An 18,930-nucleotide genomic window follows, 5' to 3' on the forward strand; every position below is an offset into this window, starting at 1 on the left:
GTGGAAAAGTAAAGCGAAAGTAGTTATTCGAGGTGGTGGCCAACATGGCTACCGGCAAGTAAGCTGATCAGGCAGGCCGCCGCAGGCCCGCCCAAAGACTGCTCCGGAGTGCGTATCCCCCAATAACGCGCTCCGGAGCTTTTTTGTTGCCCAAAAACCTCCGAGGGCACAAGCGGTCTTGCCCGCGCGCTCACTTTCCGCATCCGCGTTGACCTGCCGCATCACCCTTGACTGATACCCCCTAGGGGTATAACTTTGGGGCATGGAAACTTCCGAAGGACAGACGCCGGCGGCGCCTAACGAAGAAGCGATTGCAGAGGCCCCGCAGCACGGCTACACGGCGGACAAGGATGCGTACCTGCGCCGGCTCCGGCGGATCGAGGGACAGGTCCGTGGCATTGCCCGGATGGTTGAGGAAGACAAATACTGCATCGACATCCTGACGCAGGTCGCGGCCGTGACCAAGGCCCTGCACGCCGTCAGCCTCGGCCTCGTGGAAGAACACATTGGCCACTGCGTTGTCGGGGCGGCCTCCGAGCCTGATCCTGACCTGCGGGCTGAAGCCATCGACCTCAAGGTCAAGGAGGCGGCGGGTGCCATCGGGCGCCTGCTGCGCTAGCGGCAAACCACCACCCACCAGCCGACCAACCCCGTTATCGCACCAACTAGGAGCCAGCAATGAGTACCATCTCCACCAAAGTCCACGTCTCCGGCATGACCTGCGGGCACTGCGTATCAGCCGTCAGCGAGGAGCTCGAGGCGCTGGCCGGCGTCGAGGAAATCGACGTCGACCTCAACGCCGGCGGCGTTTCGACCGTCACCATTACTTCCACGCAGAAGCTCTCCCCCTCCGAAATCGGCGAGGCAGTGGCCGAGGCGGGCTACCTGGTGGTGGCCAACGAGGCCTGACGCGCCTCCCATTCGTACCGAGCACGGCCAAGATCGAGCACCACCAGAGAAGGACCAGTCATGGGCACCGAACACCTTTCCGCAGGCTCCGCCAGCCGGGTGATCGAACTCGACGTCGAGGGCATGACCTGCGCGTCGTGCGTGAACCGGGTTGAAAAGAAGCTCGCCAAGCTTGACGGCGTCGAGGCCACCGTCAACCTCCCCCTGGAAACAGCGCACGTGACCGTCCCGGCCGGCATCACGGACCAACAGATCACAGACCAGGTAGCCTCCGCCGGCTACAAGGCGAGGATTAAAACGGTCATCGAGGAGGACCACGACCACACCGCGGCCGACGTCGCCCCGCATCACGAAGACCATATGGCGCACGGCGGCAGGGCATCAGAGCTGAAGCCGCGCCTGCTCGTCGCGGCGGTCCTGGCCGTGCCGGTGTTCCTCATCTCGATGTTCCCGGCTTTCCAGTTCCCCAACTGGGGCTGGGTGGCGGGCGCCCTGGCGCTGCCGGTGGTCAGCTGGGCTGCGTGGCCGTTCCACAAGGCGGCCGCCATCAACGCCCGCCACCTCGCCTCCACCATGGACACGCTGGTATCGCTCGGAGTCATCGCTGCCTACCTGTTTTCCGCCTGGCAACTCCTCGCCGATCCGCGCCTGACCGAACACCCCGGCATGGAGCAGATGGGTGGCGCGGGTTCCGGCGGCCTGTACTTCGAGGTGGCCAGCGTGGTCACCACGTTCCTTCTGCTGGGCCGGTTCCTGGAGGCGAACGCCAAGGCGAAGGCCGGTGACGCGCTCAGGGCCCTCTTGGACCTGGGAGCCAAGGACGCCACCGTCCTGCAGGACGGCGCCGAGGTGAAGATCCCGGCAAGCCGGCTGGCTGTCGGGGACCTGATCGTGGTCCGCCCGGGCGAAAAGATCGCCACCGACGGCGTGGTGGTGGACGGCGCCTCGGCGGTGGATGCCTCCCTGGTCACCGGCGAATCAGTGCCGGTGGACGTGGGTCCGGGCAGCCATGTCACAGGTGCCACCATCAACACGTCCGGCCGGGTCCTGGTCCGGGCCACCCGTGTCGGCGCGGAAACCACCCTGGCCCAGATGGGGCGGCTCGTTTCCCAGGCGCAGACCGGAAAGGCACCCATCGCCCGGCTTGCGGACCGCATCAGCGCAGTATTCGTGCCGGTGGTCCTGGCCATCGCCCTCCTCACATTCGCCGGCTGGCTGCTCGCCGCCGGACAGGACATCACCGGCCCGGAGCTCCGCGCCGCCTTCACAGCCGCGGTGGCCGTGCTGGTCATCGCCTGCCCCTGCGCCCTTGGCCTGGCCACCCCCGTGGGCCTCCTCACCGGCACCGGCCGCGGTGCGCAGCTGGGCATTCTCATCAAGGGTCCGCAGGTCCTGGAAGACACCCGCACGGTGGACACCATCCTCCTGGACAAGACCGGAACCGTCACCAGCGGCCAGCTCTCCGTCGAGGCCACCGTGGCATTCGCCCCGTTCAGCGAGGCGGAAGTCCTGCGGCTGGCCGGTGCGGTCGAGTCGGCGTCGGAGCATCCGATCGCCGCCGCGATCGCCGCCGCCGCACGGTCCGCCGTGCCCGCCATGGGGCAGCCGTCGCACACCAGCCACAGCGGCAGGGAAGCGGACGACGACGCCGGCCTGCCCGCCGTCGTCGGCTTCCGGTCCGCACCCGGCGGCGGAGTGGTGGGCACCGTGGAGGGCCGGCTCGTGGTCGCCGGCCGGAGCGGGTGGCTACGGGACAACGGCGTGGAGCCCACGCCGGCACAGGACCAGGCGCTCCGCGCCGCCGAACAGTCCGGCGCCACAGCCATCTGGCTGGCGGTGGACGGCGAGGCTGCCGGCATCGTCGAACTGCGGGATACGGTCAAGGCGGGATCGGCGGTGGCCGTCGCGCGGTTCAAGGCCCTGGGCCTGCGGCCCATGCTGCTCACCGGCGACAACACCGCCGTCGCAGCGCAGGTGGCCGCCGCCGTCGGAATCGCCGCGGACGATGTTTTCGCCGGCGTCCTGCCCGAAGGCAAGGTGGACGCAGTCCGCCGGCTGCAAGCCGGCGGCGCGACCGTGGCCATGGCGGGAGACGGCGTGAACGACGCCGCCGCCCTGGCGCAGGCCGATCTGGGCATCGCGATGGGCTCCGGCACAGACGTGGCGATCGAAGCCGCCGACCTGACCGTGATGGGCAACGACCTGGGGCAGGTGGCCACCGCGATCGAGCTGTCCCGCCGCACCCTGGCCACCATCAAGACCAACCTGTTCTGGGCCTTCTTTTACAACGCGATGGGCATTCCCCTGGCGGCCCTCGGCCTGCTCAATCCGATGATCGCAGGGGTGGCCATGGCAGCGAGTTCCGTGCTGGTGGTGGCCAACTCGCTCAGGCTTCGCCGCTTCGGCAGGTAGTGCCCCGGACCTAGGCGGTACCGAAGCGGATGGCCGAGCGGGCCTTCGCCTTGGCGGCCTCCTCGTCGCGGTCCTTCGCGGGAGCGTGGGTAACGAGGGCGTCGAGCAGGTGCTGGGTCACGTGGGCTATCTCGTGCACGGCGCGCTCGAACGCCTCCTCATTCGCCTTCGACGGCTTGGTACTGCCGCTCACCTTGCGCACGTACTGCAGCGCTGCGGCGTGGATCTCCTCGGACGTAGCGTGCGGTTCGTAGTTGTGGAGGGTACGGATATTCCGGCACATACCCCCATGCTAGGCTCTGGAGCGCCCAGGATCGACCCTTTCGCCCCGCTTCGGGCGGGGCAAGTGCCTATGGGGAGAACTCCATGGGGAGCGCTGCCCATCGACCCCGTTCTGGGCTAAGGATAGGTTTGAGGCAATGGATCTTCCGGACGAGCCGGAGGCCACGGGGGATGCCGAGTGGATCGGGTCCGTTGATTAAAGGAGATACGTCATGGCTTTGTTGGGTGCAGATGTTGAAGCGCTGCGGAACCTGGGCACCAGGCTCACGGCTGGTTCGAATGACATCCAGAACCAGAAGAACCAGCTGAACAATCAGCTCGACGGCGTCGACTGGAGGGGCCCGGACGCTGACCGGTTCCGTGACGACTGGAGGAGCAACCACCTTCCGGCCCTCGAGAGGGTGGCACGCGCCCTGGAAGAGGCGGGCCAGCAGGCAACCCGCAACGCCCAGCAGCAGACTGAAGCTTCCCAGGGCTAGACCGGTAACGCACGGGAGGGCCGGACGCAGCATGCGTCCGGCCCTCCGGCATTTAAGCGGTTAGCTACTGAACTTTTGAAGACTCAGGGGACGGGTTCGACGTCGTTCGCGTGGTCAAGCGGTCCGTTCACCTTTGCTTGGTCGCCCGCTTTGGCTCCCCGGAGCTCATCCAGCCGGACGAACAAGACCCCGCCGACAATCAGCACGCCGCCGAGGAGCTGGATGGGGCCGGGCAGTTCACCAAGCAACAGCCAGGCCCAGATCACGGCGAACAGGACCTCAGTGAGGGAAATGAACGAGGCCACTTTGGACCCGAGTGCGCGCGCCGCCACGATTCCTGAGACGTAGGCCAGCACGGTGGCCAGCAGCACGAGTCCGCCCAGCGGAACCCACCAGGGGGTTGTCCACGGACCGAGCTCAGTGTCGGCCGTGCTGATGGCCATGGGCAGGAGTCCCGTGGCTGCCGTCAGCCACATAACCGCTGCCCCCACCAGAAGCCCGCCCGACGCCAGAACGATGGGCGGCAGGGTGTCATTCTGCTTGGCCGTGATGAAGAAGTACATGGCCAGGCAGACGGCAGCGGCGAGGCCCCAGAACACACCGACGGCGTCGACCTTTACCGAGCCGGTGAGGTCCAGCACGAGGATAAGGCCGCCCAGGGACAGCAGCGTCCCCGCAATTGTCAGGGGGCGGGGCCGCTTCCGGCTGGCCACCCAGAGCCACAGGACGATCAACACCGGAGCGAGGTATTCGAGCAGGAGGGCCACACCAACGGACAGCCGGGCCACGGCGTTGAAGTAGAACAGCTGGCAGGCAGCCACACCGATCAGGCCAAACAGCACGATCGTGACCCAGTTGGACGGCAGCTGGCTCCAGCGCCCGCGAAGCGCCAGGACAGCAGGGATTGCAAGGATGAGTGCGGCCGCTGTCAGCCGGGCCGTGACGGCTGCCCCGGGTGTCCAGCCGGTTTCCAGGAGTGATTTGGCAAAGGAGCCGGAGAGCCCGAAGACGGCTGACGAAAAGAGGGCGATGCCCAGTCCTGACGCAAGGAAGCCGGAGGCCTCTGGCGAGGCCCCGGCCGCGGCGGGAGCCGTGGCCGTAGCCGTAGCCGGAGAAATCAGCGCTGTGTTGGCGCGGCGGATCGGTGCGGACACGGAGGTCTCCCGTCAGGAGTAAAGTGGGGTATTGGTCCTGACACTACGCCCCGCACCGTAAGGAGTCAAGGTGGTTTTTGCCCCTGACACAGAACTCTCACTGCGCTTCGTGGTGAACCTCATCAACTCTGCCGCCAACGGCGGGGAAAGCCTGGCCACGGTGGAGGACCTCGACGAGTTCCTCCGGCAGGAGGGCTTTATCGGCTCCCGCACCCACGACGCCGCCGAACTGGCCGCCGTCCACGCACTCCGCTCAGAACTGACAGCTTTATGGACCGCGGACGAGGATGCAGCCGTGGCCACTGTGAACCGGCTCCTGCGGGAAGCCCACGCACTCCCCCAACTCCTCAAGCACGACCAGTGGGACTGGCACCTGCATGCCACCACGCACGATGCCCCGCTGGCGGACAGGCTAGGCACCGAAGCCGCCATGGCGCTGGTGGACGTGATCCGCAGCAAGGAGATGGACCGCATGCTCGTGTGCGCGGCCGATGACTGCGACGCGGCGGTCCTTGACCTCAGCCGCAACCGGTCCAAGCGGTACTGCGACACCGGAAACTGCGCCAACCGCGCGCACGTCGCGGCCTACCGTGCGCGCCGCGCCACCGGGGAGTAAGGCCCGCCGGGGGGAAGGGCGCTAGGAGGCCCCGCCGTCGGGCCCGGGCTCACCGGTTCCGGCCGTACCGGCACCCGGGGCATCCGGACGGCGCTGGGTTCCCTCACTCTGGGCTCCCTGAGTCCCGTGGCCGCCATGTCCCGGGGAGGACCTCCGGGCCGAGCTCAGGTTCACGCCGGAGCCTTTACCCAGGTGCGCGGCGTTGTCCTTGTAGCTCATGGACAGCATCGCCGCGATGACGAGGGTGACAATGAAGGCGATGCCGGCGGCAATGAAGGCCAGGTCAAACCGCGGCGACCGGGCGCTGCCGCCGGAGGCAAAGATCAGCACCGCGAAGAACGCCACCACAGCCCAGAAGGCGGAGAACATCAGGGGTCCCTTGACCGAGGTCCGCAGATTGCGCGGTTCTCCTGGTTTCTGGTGTGCCAAGGTGATTCCTCCCGTGCGGGCGGCGCGATGCGGCCTGCCCGCTGTGCTGTGTGCTGGTCTTGAAGGTATTGGTAGCCAAAGGCTGTTCTACAAGGAGTAGAACCCTTGGTACTAGTTTACGGCCTTTGACGCGGCCGCCCGCGCATCATGCCGGAGCGAGAGGCCTGCCAGAATCCAGAGCACGCCCGAGATGATGGCGCCGCCGCCCGCAACGCCCAGCAGCGCGTGCGGACCAAGCCCCACAAAGAACGGAAGGGTGCCGGCCGTGCCCAGCCCGATGATTCCCGATGCCAGCCAGTCGCGGGCCAAGACATGCCGCCCACGGAACCTGATGCCCAGGTACAGTTCGGCCCCCGACGCCACGGCCAGCCCCACAGCGCCAACGACGGCGAACACCAGGCTGCCCTGCAGGAACAGCAGGGCCACGCCGGCGCCGGTCAGGGCAGCTCCCGCGGCGGAGAGAATGCGGCCGGCAGGCGCCTCGCGGCGGAACCCGGTCAGCGGAATGCCCCACAGCAGGATCAGGCCGGTGGCCAGCAGGTACGCCCCGCCCGCGAGCGACATCCCGGTCGCCGAAGGCGCAGCCCAGAACACGGTCACGGCACCAAACGCCAGTGCGGCGGCGGCCCGGAGCAGGGCGGGTTTCCACAGCTCCGCCGGAGGGGAAGGCACGTCGGATTCAGCAGGGGCAGCGGGGGAAGTCACCGCTCCAGTTTAGTGCGTCGGCCTGAACCGGCGAATCCGGGCCGCAGGCTACGAGCCGAGCACCATCCAGCGGTCTGTCCTGGCCCGCAGCCCCAGGGTCAGGCCGCGTGCGCACATGTAGCCCAGCGAAAAGGCCACCCACACCCAAACGAGCGCCGCCGCGCCGCCGGCCCCGGCGAGCGGCACCGCCAGCAGCAGCGGAAGGTACACAGCAAGATTTACGACGCCGGCAATCGCCAGATACTTCGCGTCGCCGGCCCCGATCAGCACCCCGTCGAGGACGAACACGTACCCTGCCAGGGGCTGGCCCGCGGCCAGTACCAACAGTGCCGCGGTCAGGACCGACTGGACGCCGGCGTCGGGCGTGAAGAGGGCCCCGGCGAAAGGCGCCGCCACGGCGAGCAGCACGCCGGTGGCCACACCAAAGCCGATACCCCAGCGGATCATGGTCCGGGTCATGATGCGCGCCTTGCCGGGGTTGGAGGCTCCCAACTCCTTGCCGATCAGCGCCTGTGCGGCGATGGCCAGGGCGTCCAGTGCGAAGGCGAGGAAGGTGAAGACTGTCATGGCGAGCTGATGGGCAGCCAGGTTCACTGCACCCTGGGCCGTGACCACGAGCACGGTGGCGAGGATGGCGATGCGGAGGCTCAGGGTGCGCAGCATGAGCCAGGAGCCCACCCTGGTCATGGCCCGGATCCCGTGCCAGTCGGGCAGCAGGCTGACACCGTGGTGACGGGCGTTGCGCTGCACCATCACCAGATACACCGCGGCCATGGCCCACTGCGCGATGCTGGTTCCCACCGCAGACCCGACGACGGACAGCCCGAGGCCGTAGACCAGCACCAAATTCAGCACGATGTTCAGCGTGAATCCCGCCGTGGCAACCACCAATGGTGTCCGGGTGTCCTGCAGCCCCCTTAGCACGCCCGTACCGGCGAAGATCAGCAGCATCGCGACCAGCCCGGGCATGGACCACCGCAGGTAGTCGACGGCGAAGGTGCGGATTTCCGGGCTCGGCCCCATGAGCCCGATCAGCGGCTCGGCGGCGAGGAAGCCGGCCAGCGCCAACGCAGTCCCGAGTAGCAAGGCCAGCCAGACGCCGTCGCGCCCGGCGGCAAGTGCCCTTCCGATCTGGCCATCCCCCACTGCCCGCGCCACGGCAGGGGTGGTGGAGTACGCCAAGAAGACCATCAGCCCTACCGCGGTATGCAGCACCGCCGAGGCCAGCCCCACGCCGGCCAGCTGGGCAACACCCAGGTGCCCCACAATGGCCGAGTCGGCCAGCAGAAAGAGCGGTTCGGCAATCAGCGCGCCGAAGGCAGGAACGGCAAGCCGGAGGATTTCCCGGCCGTGGCTGTCGGGCTTTGGGGTGGAAACGGCGGCGGAAGGCGATGGGGGCACCATCTCAGCCTAGCCGCCGAAAAAAAGATAAACGTGACACATTAGTTGACACTTCAACAAAACTTCGGGACAGTGGAAGGGAAGCATCGCCGGACGCGCTCCGGACCGCGTGCCCAAAAGAGACAACCCCCAATCGAACCGAACGGTGAGAATCTCCATGAACCAGTCCACCCAGACCACCACAGCCCTGACGATCCTGCGAGTCATCACGGGATTCCTCTTCGCCGCGCACGGCTGGCAGAAGTTCAGCGAGTTCACCATCGCCGGGACGCAGGCATCCTTCACCAAGATGGGGGTTCCGGCCGCTGAGGTCGCCGCCCCGGTCGTCGCCACCCTGGAGCTCGTGGGCGGCATCGCCCTCATCCTCGGCGTGCTGACACGCGTCTTCGCCGCCCTGCTCGCCCTGGACATGCTCGGCGCCCTCTTCCTGGTCCACGCCTCGGCCGGAGTCTTCGTCGCCGACGGCGGCTACGAGCTGGTTCTCCTGCTCGCAGCCGCGGCAGCGGCCATCGCCCTCGCAGGAGCTGGCCGCCTCTCGGCGGACGCAGCCCTGTTCGGCCGCAGCAACTCCAAGCTCAAGGTTCTCGCGTAACCTTCCCTGAACGAGTCACCGCTCCAGAGCGGTGACTGTTAGGAAGCGACGACGGCGGCCGCTCCCGGCACTTCGGTGCACGGTGGGCGGCCGCCGTCGTTTTGCTGTTAATTGCGCTTTCTTGTCGGGTTGTTCTTGGTTCAGCCGCTCAGTTGGTCAGCCGGTGACACCCGTCAGTTCATCCGGCGTGTGAGCCAGAGTGGCCGTGCGGGCGGTCTTGCCCGCCTTCAGGTCGACGGCGTGAAGTTGCCCCGTTGCCGGCTCGGTTACATAAGCTGTGGAGCCTTGGACGTACAGGGCTGGCCGGGGGTCCTGCCACGCCTCTGGCTCTTGCCACGCGGCAACCACGGGGATCGTGGACACGGTGGCGCCCGTCGCCGCGTTGAGGACGTGCAGCGCGCCGTCGGTGCCGAGCACCAGAGCCTCCCCGGCCGGCCCGCGCCCCAGTGACCGGAACGAATAGCTCGTGCCGAGCTCCACCAACTTCAGGGCCTTCGTGTCCGTATTCACCAGCGAAATCCTGGTGGGCCGCTCCAGGACCGCGTCTTTGTCCACCTTGTAGTCGCCGAGCACCACGGGCGACGCCGGTGAACCTGCCTGGTTGCCCATCCGGCCATAGGCGTCAGGACTGGAGATCTTGGAGAACCTGCCATCCTTGAAAACCAGCATCCCGTTCTCGCATCCGAAGACCACGTTGTTCTCGCCAGCCACTGCCTCGCCATGGACACCGGGGCAGCTCTGGCTGCGGAGAATCTCCCTGCGGTCCGGACCCGTCTCCTTGCGGCCCGAGCCCGCGGCCTGCCCGAGGAGGGCCACGGCGTTGCGGGCGTTCTCGTCGCCCACGGTTACCAGCAGCTTCCCGTCCTCCAGCTCCACCGCTACGCCGTGGTGGGCCGCGGGTGCCGTGTAGGTAACTGTCTCCGGAAGGCCGTGTTCCGGCAATTCTCCGAGGGCAGCGGACTCAAAGGACTCCACCTTGCCGGACCCGTCGCTGAACAGGACAGTTCTTCCGGCGTGCCGCACCACATGGCCGGGCTTGCTCGCCTCGAACGCGTAATCCGTCAGCGTGGGCTGGGCGGCATAGGAGTGGCCGTGGTCGCCGTGCCGCTCGGTCCAGACTCCGGCGTCGAGGACGCGGAACGAGTCATCCGCTGCCACCAGGACGTGGCGGCCGTCCCCGGCCGCGCTGATGCGGTTGTAGCCGTCCAGTTCGACGTCCGCCACGGGCTCGAGGGTCCCGGCGTCCAGCACTCCGATGCCGCCCTCGTAGCTGTACGCGAGGCGTGGTTTGGGGGCGCGAAGTTCCGCGGGTTCTGCGGTCTCGACGTTGGAAGTGCCGGCAGAACTTTCGGCCGCCTCCTGACCGGGGCTCCCCCCGCAGCCGGACAGGAGGAGGGCAGCCGCAGAGGCCGCCGCCAACCGGACTGCGTGCGGTCTTGTGAACGGCGGCGCGAAGGGCGTGGCGAATGACGGGATGGGGCGGCCGCGCCGGCGGGTGGTGGTTCGGGCAGGAAGAACAGGTCGCTTCGATAACATGACACTAATGATAATCATTATTAATAGCGCCCGGGCGATAAGTGCCCCTTCATGACGTCGGAGGGCAGGCTTCCCGGGCTTATGGCGCGCGGGAGCGCGTTTGTGAAGGCCGGGACCTGCCCCGAGGACTGCGGTCAGTAAACTGCGACCATGAGCGAGACTGCCGCCAACTCAGTAACCCTCCGCTTCCTTGCCGCCCCCATGGACGTGGGCCACAGCGGATCCGTTGACGCCGGAACGGTGCTCGAGTGGGTGGACAAGGCGGCCTATGCGGCCGCCGTCGGCTGGGCCAAGTCTTACTGTGTCACCGCTTACGTAGGGAACATCCACTTCGCCGACCCGGTGAACGTTGGCGACATGGTGGAGGTCACCGCCACCATCGTCTACACGGGCCGCTCCTCCATGCATATCCGGACGGTGGTCTCCTCCGGGGACCCGAAAGGCGGGCCGGCCACCATGCGGAGCCAGTGCATGGTGATTTTTGTGGCGGTTGGCGAGGACGGGAAACCCATCCCGGTACAGCAGTTCGAGCCCATAACGGCGGAAGAACTGGAACAGCGGGACCATGCCCTGGCGCGGATCGGTATCCGGGAACAGATCGTCGAAGCCATGAGCGCCCAGGAATATACCGATGCCGGCACCGCCGAGCGCGTCGTCTTGCGGTTTATGGCGGCGCCCACGGACGTGAACTGGGGCGGGAAAGTCCATGGCGGGATCGTCATGAAATGGATCGATGAGGCCGCATATGTGTGCGCCTCACGCTACTGCGGCCGGGACACGGTGGCGGTCTTCTCCGGCGGGGTCCGGTTCTACCGGCCGCTGCTGATTGGCCACGTGGTGGAGGTGGAGGCCCGGCTGGTCTACACGGGCACCAAGGGCATGCACATTGCCGTACACGTCCGTTCCGGGGACCCCAAGGGCCGTGAACTGAACCTGACCACGTACTGCCTCACCGTGATGGTTGCCCGCGACGCCGAGGGCACTTCGGTCCCCATCCCCGCATGGACGCCCGTGTCCGAGGAGGACAAGCGGCTCCACGCCCATGCCCGGGAGCTCCTGGAGATCAGGGCGGCGGCCCCGGGGAACAGGCTCCCCAACCACCTGCTGCAGTCACAGCCGCACTAGCAGCGGCAGCCTAGAAGCCGCCGCCGCCTCCGGCATCCCCCGCCATGTTGGCGAACCGCGAATAGTGGCCCTGGAAGGCCACAACAATGTCCTTGGTGGGGCCGTTGCGGTGCTTGGCGATGAGGATGTCCGCCTCGCCGGCACGCGGGGACTCTTTGTCGTAGACGTCTTCACGGTGCAGCAGGATCACCATGTCGGCGTCCTGCTCGATGGACCCCGATTCACGCAAGTCAGAGACCATTGGCCGCTTGTCCTGGCGCTGCTCAGAACCACGGTTCAGCTGCGACAGTGCAATGACGGGGACCTGAAGTTCCTTGGCCAGCAGCTTCAGCGCACGCGAGAACTCGGAGACTTCCTGCTGGCGGGACTCCACCTTCTTCCCGGAGCTCATCAGCTGAAGGTAGTCGAGGATCACAAGCTTAAGATCGTGCTGCTGCTTGAGGCGGCGGCACTTTGCGCGGATCTCCATAAGGGACATGTTGGGGCTGTCGTCAATAAACAGCGGGGCATCATTCATGCGCCCCATGGTGGTGGCGATCTTGGACCACTGCTCGTCCTTGATGGTGCCCTTGCGGAGGTCCTGCAGGCCGATCGTGGCCTCGGCCGAAAGGAGGCGCATGGCGATCTCGTTGCGGCCCATTTCGAGGGAGAACATCACCGTGGCGAGGTTGTTCTTGATGGCGGCCGAGCGGGCAAAGTCCAGGGCGAAGGTGGACTTACCCACGGCGGGCCGGGCGGCAATGACGATCATCTGGCCCGGATGCAGCCCGTGCGTCAACTCGTCCAGCTCGTAGAAGCCGGTGGGAACGCCCACCATTCCTTCGCCGCGGTGGCCGGATGCCTCGATCTCATCCACGGTGGACTCCATGACGTCCTTCAGCACGACGTAGTCTTCCGCGGTGCGCCGCTCGGCGACTGCGTAGACCTCCGCCTGGGCCTGGTTGACCAGGTCTTCGACTTCGCCGTCCTGGCCGTAGCCGAGCTGCACGATCTTGGTACCGGCATTGACCAGCCGCCGGAGCACGGCGCGCTCGGCCACGATCTCGGCGTAGTAGCCTGCATTCGCGGCCGTGGGTACCGTCTGAATGAGCTCATGGAGGTAGGCCGGTCCACCGATCCGGTTGATCTCGCCGCGCTTGGTCAGCTCATCGGACACCGTGACGGCATCTGCGGGTTCGCCGCGGCCGTAGAGGTCGATGACGGCCTCATAGATGGTTTCGTGGGCGGGGCGGTAGAAGTCCTGCCCGCGCAGGATCTCAACCACGTCCGCAATGGCGTCCTTGGAGAGCATCATGCCGCCCAGGACGGACTGCTCGGCGGGGATGTCCTGGGGAGGTTTGCGGCTGCCTTCGGATTCGCGGGTACCTTCGATTGAGTCCAGGTGCGTAACTGACAAAGCTGCCGTCCTCCATTGTGTCCGCAGTCCGTGCAGGAGGACTGCGGCGCGTGTGCCGTGTGCCGCGGGTGTGCCGCGCAGCAAAAACTGCTGCCCGGGCTAATGCAACTACACCAGCAGGTCCTGACATTTTTTAGGTCCGGGCTACTGAACCCCGGCGACGCCTCATCCACAGGTTTTCCACAGGGCAGCACTAATCACCCGGAGCCCGGCTGTCCGCTGGCCCCCGGTCTGCAGGCCGGAAGGGAAAACTCACCCGAATGGGGTGTCTCCGCTACGTTAGCGCCCGCCTGCCCACTCACAAAGCCCGCGGTTCCGCACCCCTGTGGATAACGTGTGCACAACGTACTGCTGCTTGTGCACAGCCTGTGGGGGAAGCTGTGGATAGAAATTTTCTTTTCGGCATATGTGCGGCTTGACCTGCGGAAACATTCAGATTTCCCTGTGGACGAATTAAAGTTTTGCATAAACCTTCATCCACAGCCGGAGGCGTCCGCTGGGGATACCGGCCGGTAGTTCCAGTGTCAGAAGGCCTTTTTCCCCTCCACATTCCCACTTTGTGATACGGATCACCGGCATATGTCCCCGTCCGTTCCCGGATGCATGCCGCCCGGAGGAATCTTGCCGTCCGGGGTCATCGCCAGCATCACGTGCGGAGTGCACCATGCGCAGCCGGGCATATGCTGTGGATAACGCGGATCTGGCGTTAAGCTCTAGGTATGGGCGACGTTCTGACAGTCTTGGTTCCTGCCCTTATCCTCGCCGCATCCCTCTGGGCTCTCGCAACGGCATTGAAGCCGCGAGATGGGGGCATGTCCGACGCGGACCGCTACCAGCTGGATCTGGCAAGGCGTTCCCAGGCCCACTATGCGGCCCAGGTTCAGGCAGCCATGACGGCCCGGGCACGCTTGGAGGCTGCGGCCCTGCCCAGCCAGAACCGGCAACAGCAGATCCAGCAGCATGACCATCGCCAGACACTTCCGCTTGGCCACCCCGCCCAGGATCCCGGCCATCATGCTGACTACCCGCACGGCTCCTACCCTGCGGCACTGGCGACCGGGGCCACGCTGAACCCGGAGCTGGCGCTGCAGCTGCAGGCATTGGTGCGCAACGGTCAGAAGCTCCAGGCCATAAGGCTTCTGCGCCAGGCCACCCACTCCAACCTTTTCACCGCCAAGCAATATGTAGATCGGCTGTAACCATGGAATCGCTCCTGATCCCCTTCCTGATCCTCGTGGCCGTTGCTGTGGCCGTGGCCCTCACAGCCCGTGCGCTGGGCCACCGCCGGCGCAGTGCCAGGGAGCCGGCCAAACCGCCTGTGGAGTCCGCAGAGCTGGCAAGGGAAGCGGCAGCCAAGCTGTCCGAGGATGAACACCGGCGGCTGTACGCGCTCATCGCCCAGGGCCAGGCCATGGCTGCGATCAAGCTGTACTACGAGGTATCAGGGCAGGGACTGCGCGCATCACGGGACGCAGTGGCGGCGCTGGCAGCCCACCCGCAGCCTTTCCAGTCACCGGCCCAGGAACCCAGCGAACCCGAGGACGACGACGAGCCACCGCAGCGGTTCCCGTACAGGTACCGGGCCATAGCCAGCAAAGGCGATGTCACCCGGGAGGTCAGCAGCAACATGCTCAATGACGAGATCTACGGCCGCATCCGCACACTCGCCAAGAGCGGCAATACCGAAGCAGCTGCCAATGCGCTGACCCGGCATTCCGACATCACGCTGAAACAGGCGCGCGAATTTATCGCCCTGCTGGACGACTAACTACCGCCGGCTGCCCGGCCGGGCGCTACTCAGAAGTCGAACAGGTCGCCCAGCCAGCCTTCCTTCTTCTTGTGCCGGCGGCGGTCATAGTCGCGGTCGTAGCCCTTGCCGTAGTTCCGGTCGTCGTACCGCGGCTGGTCCCGCAGCGGCTCGTCACGCCGCGGTTCAAAGTTGCGGTACAGCGGCGGAGGCGCCATGCCAGGCGCAGGTGACGCAGGTGCAGGGGGAACGGGCGCCGCTGGTGCCGCCGGCGCCCCGGTGTTGACGCGGTCGATGATTTTGTCCAGTTCGCCGCGGTCCAGCCACACACCCCGGCACTGCGGGCAGTAGTCGATTTCCACGCCGCTGCGTTCGCTCATGACCAGGTCTGAAGAATCAATGGGACATTTCATGCCCGGCACAACGAGCAGGTGCTGTGATTAGTTCGCGTTACTGGCCGGCTGAGATCCCGGCCAGCAGCTGTTCAAAGGGCAGCGACTCCAGCAGGGCCGGTTTGCGGCCCGGCTGGCCCCCCTCCAGGAGACGGCTGAACTCGGCCGCGGCCCGTTCGATCCGCACCGAAAGTGGAGTGCCGCCGTCATCCGTGTTTCCCCAGTCCTGGGGCCCGGCGAAGACGGCCGTGGCGGCCGTCCGCGTGCGGAGGTAGCTAAAGAGCGGGCGCATGGCGTGGTCGAGGACCATCTGGTGACGGTCCGTTCCGCCGGTGACCCCCAGGAGGGCCGCTTTGCCGTCCAGTGATTTGGGGTCCAGGACGTCGATGAACGACTTGAACAACCCGCTGTAGGACGCACTGAACACCGGTGAGACCGCAATGATGCCGTCAGAGGCCTCGACGCCGGCGATCACCTCTGCCAGCCGGGGCGGGGCAAAACCCGTGACGAAGTTGTTGGCAATGTCCACGGCCAGATCGCGGAGCTCCACGACGTCGATGACCACCTCGTAGCCGGCGGCAGCCAGCTCCCGTGTGGCGGCGGCAGCCAGCTGGTCGGCCAGCAGACGGCTCGACGACGGCACTCCCAGTCCGGCGGACAGAACAGTGATGCGGCGGGTCTCCATGGCGGTCTCCTCTGTTTGGCGCTATATATGCATTTGCATCTATCCGCTCAACCGGACAGGTCCGCCTTTTATTCCGCCACCCCGTCGGCCGCCCAGTACACTGCGTCCATGGCGGAAAACAAGACACAGGTGACCGGGGTTTCTGCGGACGAGTTCATCGCTGCTGTGGAGCACCCGGTGCGCCTGCAGGACGCCCTGCGGCTGCGTACCCTCATGGCAGAACTGACGGGCCAGGAACCTGAGATGTGGGGCCCCACCATCGTCGGATTCGGCAGGGTGCACTACAAGTACGCCACCGGGCGCGAAGGGGACACCGCAGCGGTGGGGTTCTCGCCCCGCAAGGCCAGCCTCTCGCTCTACGGCCTGACAAATGCGCCGGAGTCGTCCATGCTCCTCGAGCGTCTGGGCAAGCACAAGACCGGCGCCGGCTGCCTCTATATCAACAAGCTGGCCGACGTCGACGAAGCCGTGCTTGCCGAGCTGATCAGCCTCGGCTACCGCTACTGCACCACGGTCCTGCACCAGGAATAGGCAGCCGGCCCAAACCTGCCGGAAATGACGAAGCCCCCGCCGTCGGGTTCCCGGAGGAAACCGACGGCGGGGGCCGTCAGCAGTTCAGGACTGCGTAGTAGATCCGGCAAATGCCGGACCTGCTACTTGCCTGCGACTACGTCGAGTTCGATCACAGCGGCAACGTCGTCGTGCAGACGGACGTTGGCCTGGTAGGAACCGACCGACTTGATGTGAGCCGGCAGTTCAACCTTGCGCTTGTCGATGCGGCCAAGGCCTGCGGCCTCAACAGCGTCGGCGACGTCGGCCTGCTTGACCGTGCCGAACAGGCGGCCGCTTTCGCCGGCCTTGACAACCAGCTTGACCGGCTTGGCGGACAGAGCGGCGGCCTGCTTCTGAGCATCTTCCAGGGAAGCGTGCTCGCGGGCGACGCGGGCAGCCTTGATGGACTCAACCTGCTTCTCGCCACCCTTCGACCAGGTCAGGGCGAAACCGCGGGGCAGCAGGTAGTTACGTGCGTAACCGTCCTTGACCTCGACAACGTCGCCAGCAGCACCGAGACCGGTTACTTCGTGGGTCAGAATGAGCTTTGCCATGTTAGTTAATCCCTTTCCTTAGCCCCGGCCAGCGCCGGAGTAGGGCAGCAGGGCAACTTCGCGGGCGTTCTTGATTGCCTGGGCGATCTTGCGCTGCTCCTGCACCGTAACGCCAGTGACGCGACGGGCGCGGATCTTTCCGCGGTCGGAGATGAACTTGCGCAGCAATGCTACGTCCTTGTAGTCGATGACAGTGATGTCAGCGGCCTTCAAGGGGTTGGACTTTGGTTTGGGCTTACGGAGTTCAGCCTTAGCCATCGTGGAGCTCCTATTCTAGGGAGCCCGTGAATCGTGATCCACGGGATGGTGGTGGTCCGACCGCGGCGTGCACAGAACGTGCCATATGGAACGCTCTGGCGGATGCTGCGCCGGACCTTTGTTGTGTTGTTTAGAAGGGAGGTTCGGAATCCGGGCCGTTGCCCCAGCCGCCGCCCGCATTGCTGACTCCGGGCGTGGCCCAGGGGTCTTCCTGCGCTGCGGGCTGCTGGTTGCCGCCCCAGTTTCCTCCGGTGTTGCCGCCCTGGTTTCCACCCTGGCCGCCACCGAATCCACCGCCACCGAATCCGCCGCTGTTGCCGCCGCCGAAGCCGCCCTGGCCGCCGGAGCGCTGGGTGCGGTTGACCTTGGCATTGGCGTAACGCAGGCTCGGGCCGATTTCGTCGACTTCGAGCTCGATAACGGTGCGTTTCTCGCCTTCTTTTGTTTCGTAGGAACGGCTCTTCAGGCGGCCGGAAACAATCACGCGGGTGCCCTTGGTGAGGGACTCGGCGACGTTCTCCGCTGCCTCGCGCCAGACCGAAGCGCGGAGGAACAGGGTTTCCCCGTCCTTCCACTCATTGGACTGGCGGTCGAAGGTGCGAGGCGTGGACGCGATGGTGAAGTTCGCTACTGCCGAACCTGACGGTGTGAACCTCAGTTCGGGGTCATTGGTGAGATTACCGATGACCGTAATAGTGGTTTCGCCTGCCATCTACTGCCTCCTTGTTCGTTCCTGCGGTGTAAAGAATGAAAGTTGGTAGCTGAAATTACTCAGCAACAACCTTCTGCTCTTCGGGGCGGGTGATCTTGGTGCGCATGATGGTCTCGTTGAGACTCAGCTGGCGGTCAAGTTCCTTGGCGGTAGCCGGCGTCGAGGTGAAGTTCACCACGGCGTAGATACCCTCGGACTTCTTCTTGATGTCGTAAGCCAGACGGCGACGGCCCCAGATGTCAACCTTTTCGATGGTTCCACCATCGTTGGTGATGACGTTCAGGAACTTCTGAAGCGACGGCTCTACGGTACGCTCTTCGACCTCGGGGTCGATGATTACCATCAATTCGTAAGGACGCATATGTGAACCCACCTCCTTTGGGCTAAGCGGTTACGGTATTTCCGTAACAGGAGGTTCATTTGCGATGCCGTGCACGCCCGCGGCCGAAAAAGGACCAGGGCGCAGCACAGACTTCACTATCTTAGTGCACCCGGGAGGGTTTCCGCGATTCGGACAGTTCCAAGGCTATGGGCCCGGACGGCTGGCCCGGAACTGCCGGTCCGGCTATGTGGAAAACCGAGGCGTCGGAACGGGTCATACGGCCGGGGCGGTGGACAACACCCGGCCCGGAATACTGGAGCCATGACGATTCTGAAATCCGTGCTCCTTTTCACCCTGGCCGCCGTGGCGGAGATCGGCGGAGCCTGGCTGATCTGGCAGGCCGTGCGCGAGGACAAGGCGTGGTGGTGGGCCGGACTCGGAATCGTGGCGCTGGGGTTCTACGGCTTTGTGGCAGCCTTCCAGCCGGATGCCCATTTCGGCCGGGTCCTGGCGGCGTACGGCGGGGTCTTCATCGTCGGCTCCCTGGTGTGGGGCATGCTTCTGGACGGCTTCCGGCCCGACCGCTGGGACCTCATCGGGGCCACTGTCTGTCTCGTCGGCGTCGCCGTCATCATGTTCGCCCCCAGGCAGGGCTGACAAAACAAAGACATC

24 protein-coding genes are annotated in these 18,930 nt (G+C 65.9%); 11 read left to right on the plus strand and 13 right to left on the minus strand.

The window, feature by feature from the left end:
- Positions 1 to 262 precede the first annotated feature (262 nt).
- From LFT45_RS22030 to LFT45_RS22040, 3 genes are read left to right on the plus strand one after another with little or no spacing between them, the layout of a single operon-like run.
- Complete coding sequence (locus tag LFT45_RS22030; protein ID WP_236805895.1) at positions 263 to 619, plus strand: metal-sensitive transcriptional regulator; 357 nt, start codon at positions 263 to 265, stop codon at positions 617 to 619.
- A 59-nt stretch (positions 620 to 678) separates the two neighbouring features.
- Complete coding sequence (locus tag LFT45_RS22035) at positions 679 to 909, plus strand: heavy-metal-associated domain-containing protein (RefSeq protein WP_236805896.1); 231 nt, start codon at positions 679 to 681, stop codon at positions 907 to 909.
- Positions 910 to 969: 60 nt separating this feature from the next.
- Positions 970 to 3,321, plus strand: a complete 2,352-nt coding sequence (locus LFT45_RS22040; protein ID WP_236805897.1) for a heavy metal translocating P-type ATPase — start codon at positions 970 to 972, stop codon at positions 3,319 to 3,321.
- A gap of 10 nt (positions 3,322 to 3,331) precedes the next feature.
- On the opposite strand, the gene LFT45_RS22045 is transcribed toward LFT45_RS22040, so the two are convergent.
- Positions 3,332 to 3,604 carry a DUF2277 domain-containing protein gene (locus LFT45_RS22045; RefSeq protein ID WP_190602887.1) on the minus strand — a complete coding sequence of 91 codons (273 nt, stop codon included), beginning with the start codon at positions 3,602 to 3,604 and terminating at the stop codon, positions 3,332 to 3,334.
- A 211-nt stretch (positions 3,605 to 3,815) separates the two neighbouring features.
- Here LFT45_RS22045 and LFT45_RS22050 point away from each other — a divergent pair, with 211 nt between their 5' ends.
- Positions 3,816 to 4,082 (plus strand): WXG100 family type VII secretion target, encoded by a 267-nt coding sequence (locus LFT45_RS22050; RefSeq protein WP_236805898.1) that lies wholly within the window; start codon positions 3,816 to 3,818, stop codon positions 4,080 to 4,082.
- Positions 4,083 to 4,165: 83 nt separating this feature from the next.
- Here LFT45_RS22050 and LFT45_RS22055 read toward each other — a convergent pair whose 3' ends face one another.
- On the minus strand, positions 4,166 to 5,200 hold the full coding sequence (locus LFT45_RS22055) for an EamA family transporter (RefSeq protein WP_442863636.1): 1,035 nt from the start codon (positions 5,198 to 5,200) through the stop codon (positions 4,166 to 4,168).
- A gap of 106 nt (positions 5,201 to 5,306) precedes the next feature.
- On the opposite strand from LFT45_RS22055, the gene LFT45_RS22060 reads away from it, so the two are divergent.
- Positions 5,307 to 5,852, plus strand: a complete 546-nt coding sequence (locus LFT45_RS22060; protein WP_236805899.1) for a CGNR zinc finger domain-containing protein — start codon at positions 5,307 to 5,309, stop codon at positions 5,850 to 5,852.
- Between the two features lie 21 nt (positions 5,853 to 5,873).
- On the opposite strand, the gene LFT45_RS22065 is transcribed toward LFT45_RS22060, so the two are convergent.
- The 3 genes from LFT45_RS22065 to LFT45_RS22075 all read right to left on the minus strand — a co-directional run bounded on the left by LFT45_RS22065 (position 5,874) and on the right by LFT45_RS22075 (position 8,390).
- Positions 5,874 to 6,281, minus strand: coding sequence for a hypothetical protein (locus LFT45_RS22065; RefSeq protein ID WP_236805900.1), 408 nt, complete (start codon positions 6,279 to 6,281; stop codon positions 5,874 to 5,876).
- A 111-nt stretch (positions 6,282 to 6,392) separates the two neighbouring features.
- Complete coding sequence (locus LFT45_RS22070; protein WP_236805901.1) at positions 6,393 to 6,986, minus strand: hypothetical protein; 594 nt, start codon at positions 6,984 to 6,986, stop codon at positions 6,393 to 6,395.
- Positions 6,987 to 7,034: 48 nt separating this feature from the next.
- A complete protein-coding gene (locus tag LFT45_RS22075) occupies positions 7,035 to 8,390 on the minus strand; it encodes an MATE family efflux transporter (protein WP_236805902.1) in 1,356 nt (451 codons plus the stop codon).
- 154 nt (positions 8,391 to 8,544) lie between these two features.
- On the opposite strand from LFT45_RS22075, the gene LFT45_RS22080 reads away from it, so the two are divergent.
- The gene (locus LFT45_RS22080) at positions 8,545 to 8,979 is read left to right on the plus strand and encodes a DoxX family protein (RefSeq protein ID WP_236805903.1); all 435 of its coding nucleotides are present in this window, start codon (positions 8,545 to 8,547) and stop codon (positions 8,977 to 8,979) included.
- A gap of 156 nt (positions 8,980 to 9,135) precedes the next feature.
- Here LFT45_RS22080 and aztD read toward each other — a convergent pair whose 3' ends face one another.
- Positions 9,136 to 10,515 (minus strand): zinc metallochaperone AztD, encoded by a 1,380-nt coding sequence (gene aztD / locus LFT45_RS22085; protein WP_236805904.1) that lies wholly within the window; start codon positions 10,513 to 10,515, stop codon positions 9,136 to 9,138.
- Positions 10,516 to 10,665: 150 nt separating this feature from the next.
- Here aztD and LFT45_RS22090 point away from each other — a divergent pair, with 150 nt between their 5' ends.
- Positions 10,666 to 11,640 (plus strand): acyl-CoA thioesterase, encoded by a 975-nt coding sequence (locus tag LFT45_RS22090; protein ID WP_236805905.1) that lies wholly within the window; start codon positions 10,666 to 10,668, stop codon positions 11,638 to 11,640.
- Positions 11,641 to 11,650: 10 nt separating this feature from the next.
- Here LFT45_RS22090 and dnaB read toward each other — a convergent pair whose 3' ends face one another.
- Positions 11,651 to 13,036 carry a replicative DNA helicase gene (gene dnaB / locus LFT45_RS22095; protein WP_236805906.1) on the minus strand — a complete coding sequence of 462 codons (1,386 nt, stop codon included), beginning with the start codon at positions 13,034 to 13,036 and terminating at the stop codon, positions 11,651 to 11,653.
- Between the two features lie 719 nt (positions 13,037 to 13,755).
- Here dnaB and LFT45_RS22100 point away from each other — a divergent pair.
- A complete protein-coding gene (locus LFT45_RS22100) occupies positions 13,756 to 14,235 on the plus strand; it encodes a hypothetical protein (protein WP_236805907.1) in 480 nt (159 codons plus the stop codon).
- A 2-nt stretch (positions 14,236 to 14,237) separates the two neighbouring features.
- A complete protein-coding gene (locus tag LFT45_RS22105; RefSeq protein ID WP_236805908.1) occupies positions 14,238 to 14,804 on the plus strand; it encodes a hypothetical protein in 567 nt (188 codons plus the stop codon).
- Positions 14,805 to 14,833: 29 nt separating this feature from the next.
- Here the strand turns inward: LFT45_RS22105 and LFT45_RS22110 are convergent, their stop codons facing one another.
- Both LFT45_RS22110 and LFT45_RS22115 read right to left on the minus strand, forming a co-directional pair.
- A complete protein-coding gene (locus LFT45_RS22110; protein WP_236805909.1) occupies positions 14,834 to 15,163 on the minus strand; it encodes a TFIIB-type zinc ribbon-containing protein in 330 nt (109 codons plus the stop codon).
- Between the two features lie 70 nt (positions 15,164 to 15,233).
- On the minus strand, positions 15,234 to 15,860 hold the full coding sequence (locus LFT45_RS22115) for a CE1759 family FMN reductase (RefSeq protein WP_236805910.1): 627 nt from the start codon (positions 15,858 to 15,860) through the stop codon (positions 15,234 to 15,236).
- Between the two features lie 108 nt (positions 15,861 to 15,968).
- Here LFT45_RS22115 and LFT45_RS22120 point away from each other — a divergent pair, with 108 nt between their 5' ends.
- Positions 15,969 to 16,391: a DUF1801 domain-containing protein gene (locus LFT45_RS22120; RefSeq protein ID WP_236805911.1), complete on the plus strand. Its 423-nt coding sequence runs from the start codon at positions 15,969 to 15,971 to the stop codon at positions 16,389 to 16,391.
- Positions 16,392 to 16,513: 122 nt separating this feature from the next.
- On the opposite strand, the gene rplI is transcribed toward LFT45_RS22120, so the two are convergent.
- The 4 genes from rplI to rpsF form a co-directional block, all read right to left on the minus strand.
- Entirely contained in the window at positions 16,514 to 16,966 is a 453-nt protein-coding gene (gene rplI / locus LFT45_RS22125; RefSeq protein ID WP_236805912.1) for a 50S ribosomal protein L9, read from the minus strand.
- 18 nt (positions 16,967 to 16,984) lie between these two features.
- Entirely contained in the window at positions 16,985 to 17,224 is a 240-nt protein-coding gene (gene rpsR / locus LFT45_RS22130) for a 30S ribosomal protein S18 (RefSeq protein WP_003800144.1), read from the minus strand.
- 130 nt (positions 17,225 to 17,354) lie between these two features.
- Positions 17,355 to 17,936 carry a single-stranded DNA-binding protein gene (locus LFT45_RS22135; protein ID WP_102972563.1) on the minus strand — a complete coding sequence of 194 codons (582 nt, stop codon included), beginning with the start codon at positions 17,934 to 17,936 and terminating at the stop codon, positions 17,355 to 17,357.
- A 55-nt stretch (positions 17,937 to 17,991) separates the two neighbouring features.
- A complete protein-coding gene (gene rpsF, locus LFT45_RS22140; RefSeq protein ID WP_190602856.1) occupies positions 17,992 to 18,297 on the minus strand; it encodes a 30S ribosomal protein S6 in 306 nt (101 codons plus the stop codon).
- A 282-nt stretch (positions 18,298 to 18,579) separates the two neighbouring features.
- Here rpsF and LFT45_RS22145 point away from each other — a divergent pair, with 282 nt between their 5' ends.
- Entirely contained in the window at positions 18,580 to 18,915 is a 336-nt protein-coding gene (locus LFT45_RS22145; RefSeq protein ID WP_236805913.1) for a YnfA family protein, read from the plus strand.
- Positions 18,916 to 18,930 lie beyond the last annotated feature (15 nt).

Source organism: Arthrobacter sp. FW305-BF8 (genome assembly GCF_021789315.1).
Taxonomy (GTDB): domain Bacteria; phylum Actinomycetota; class Actinomycetes; order Actinomycetales; family Micrococcaceae; genus Arthrobacter.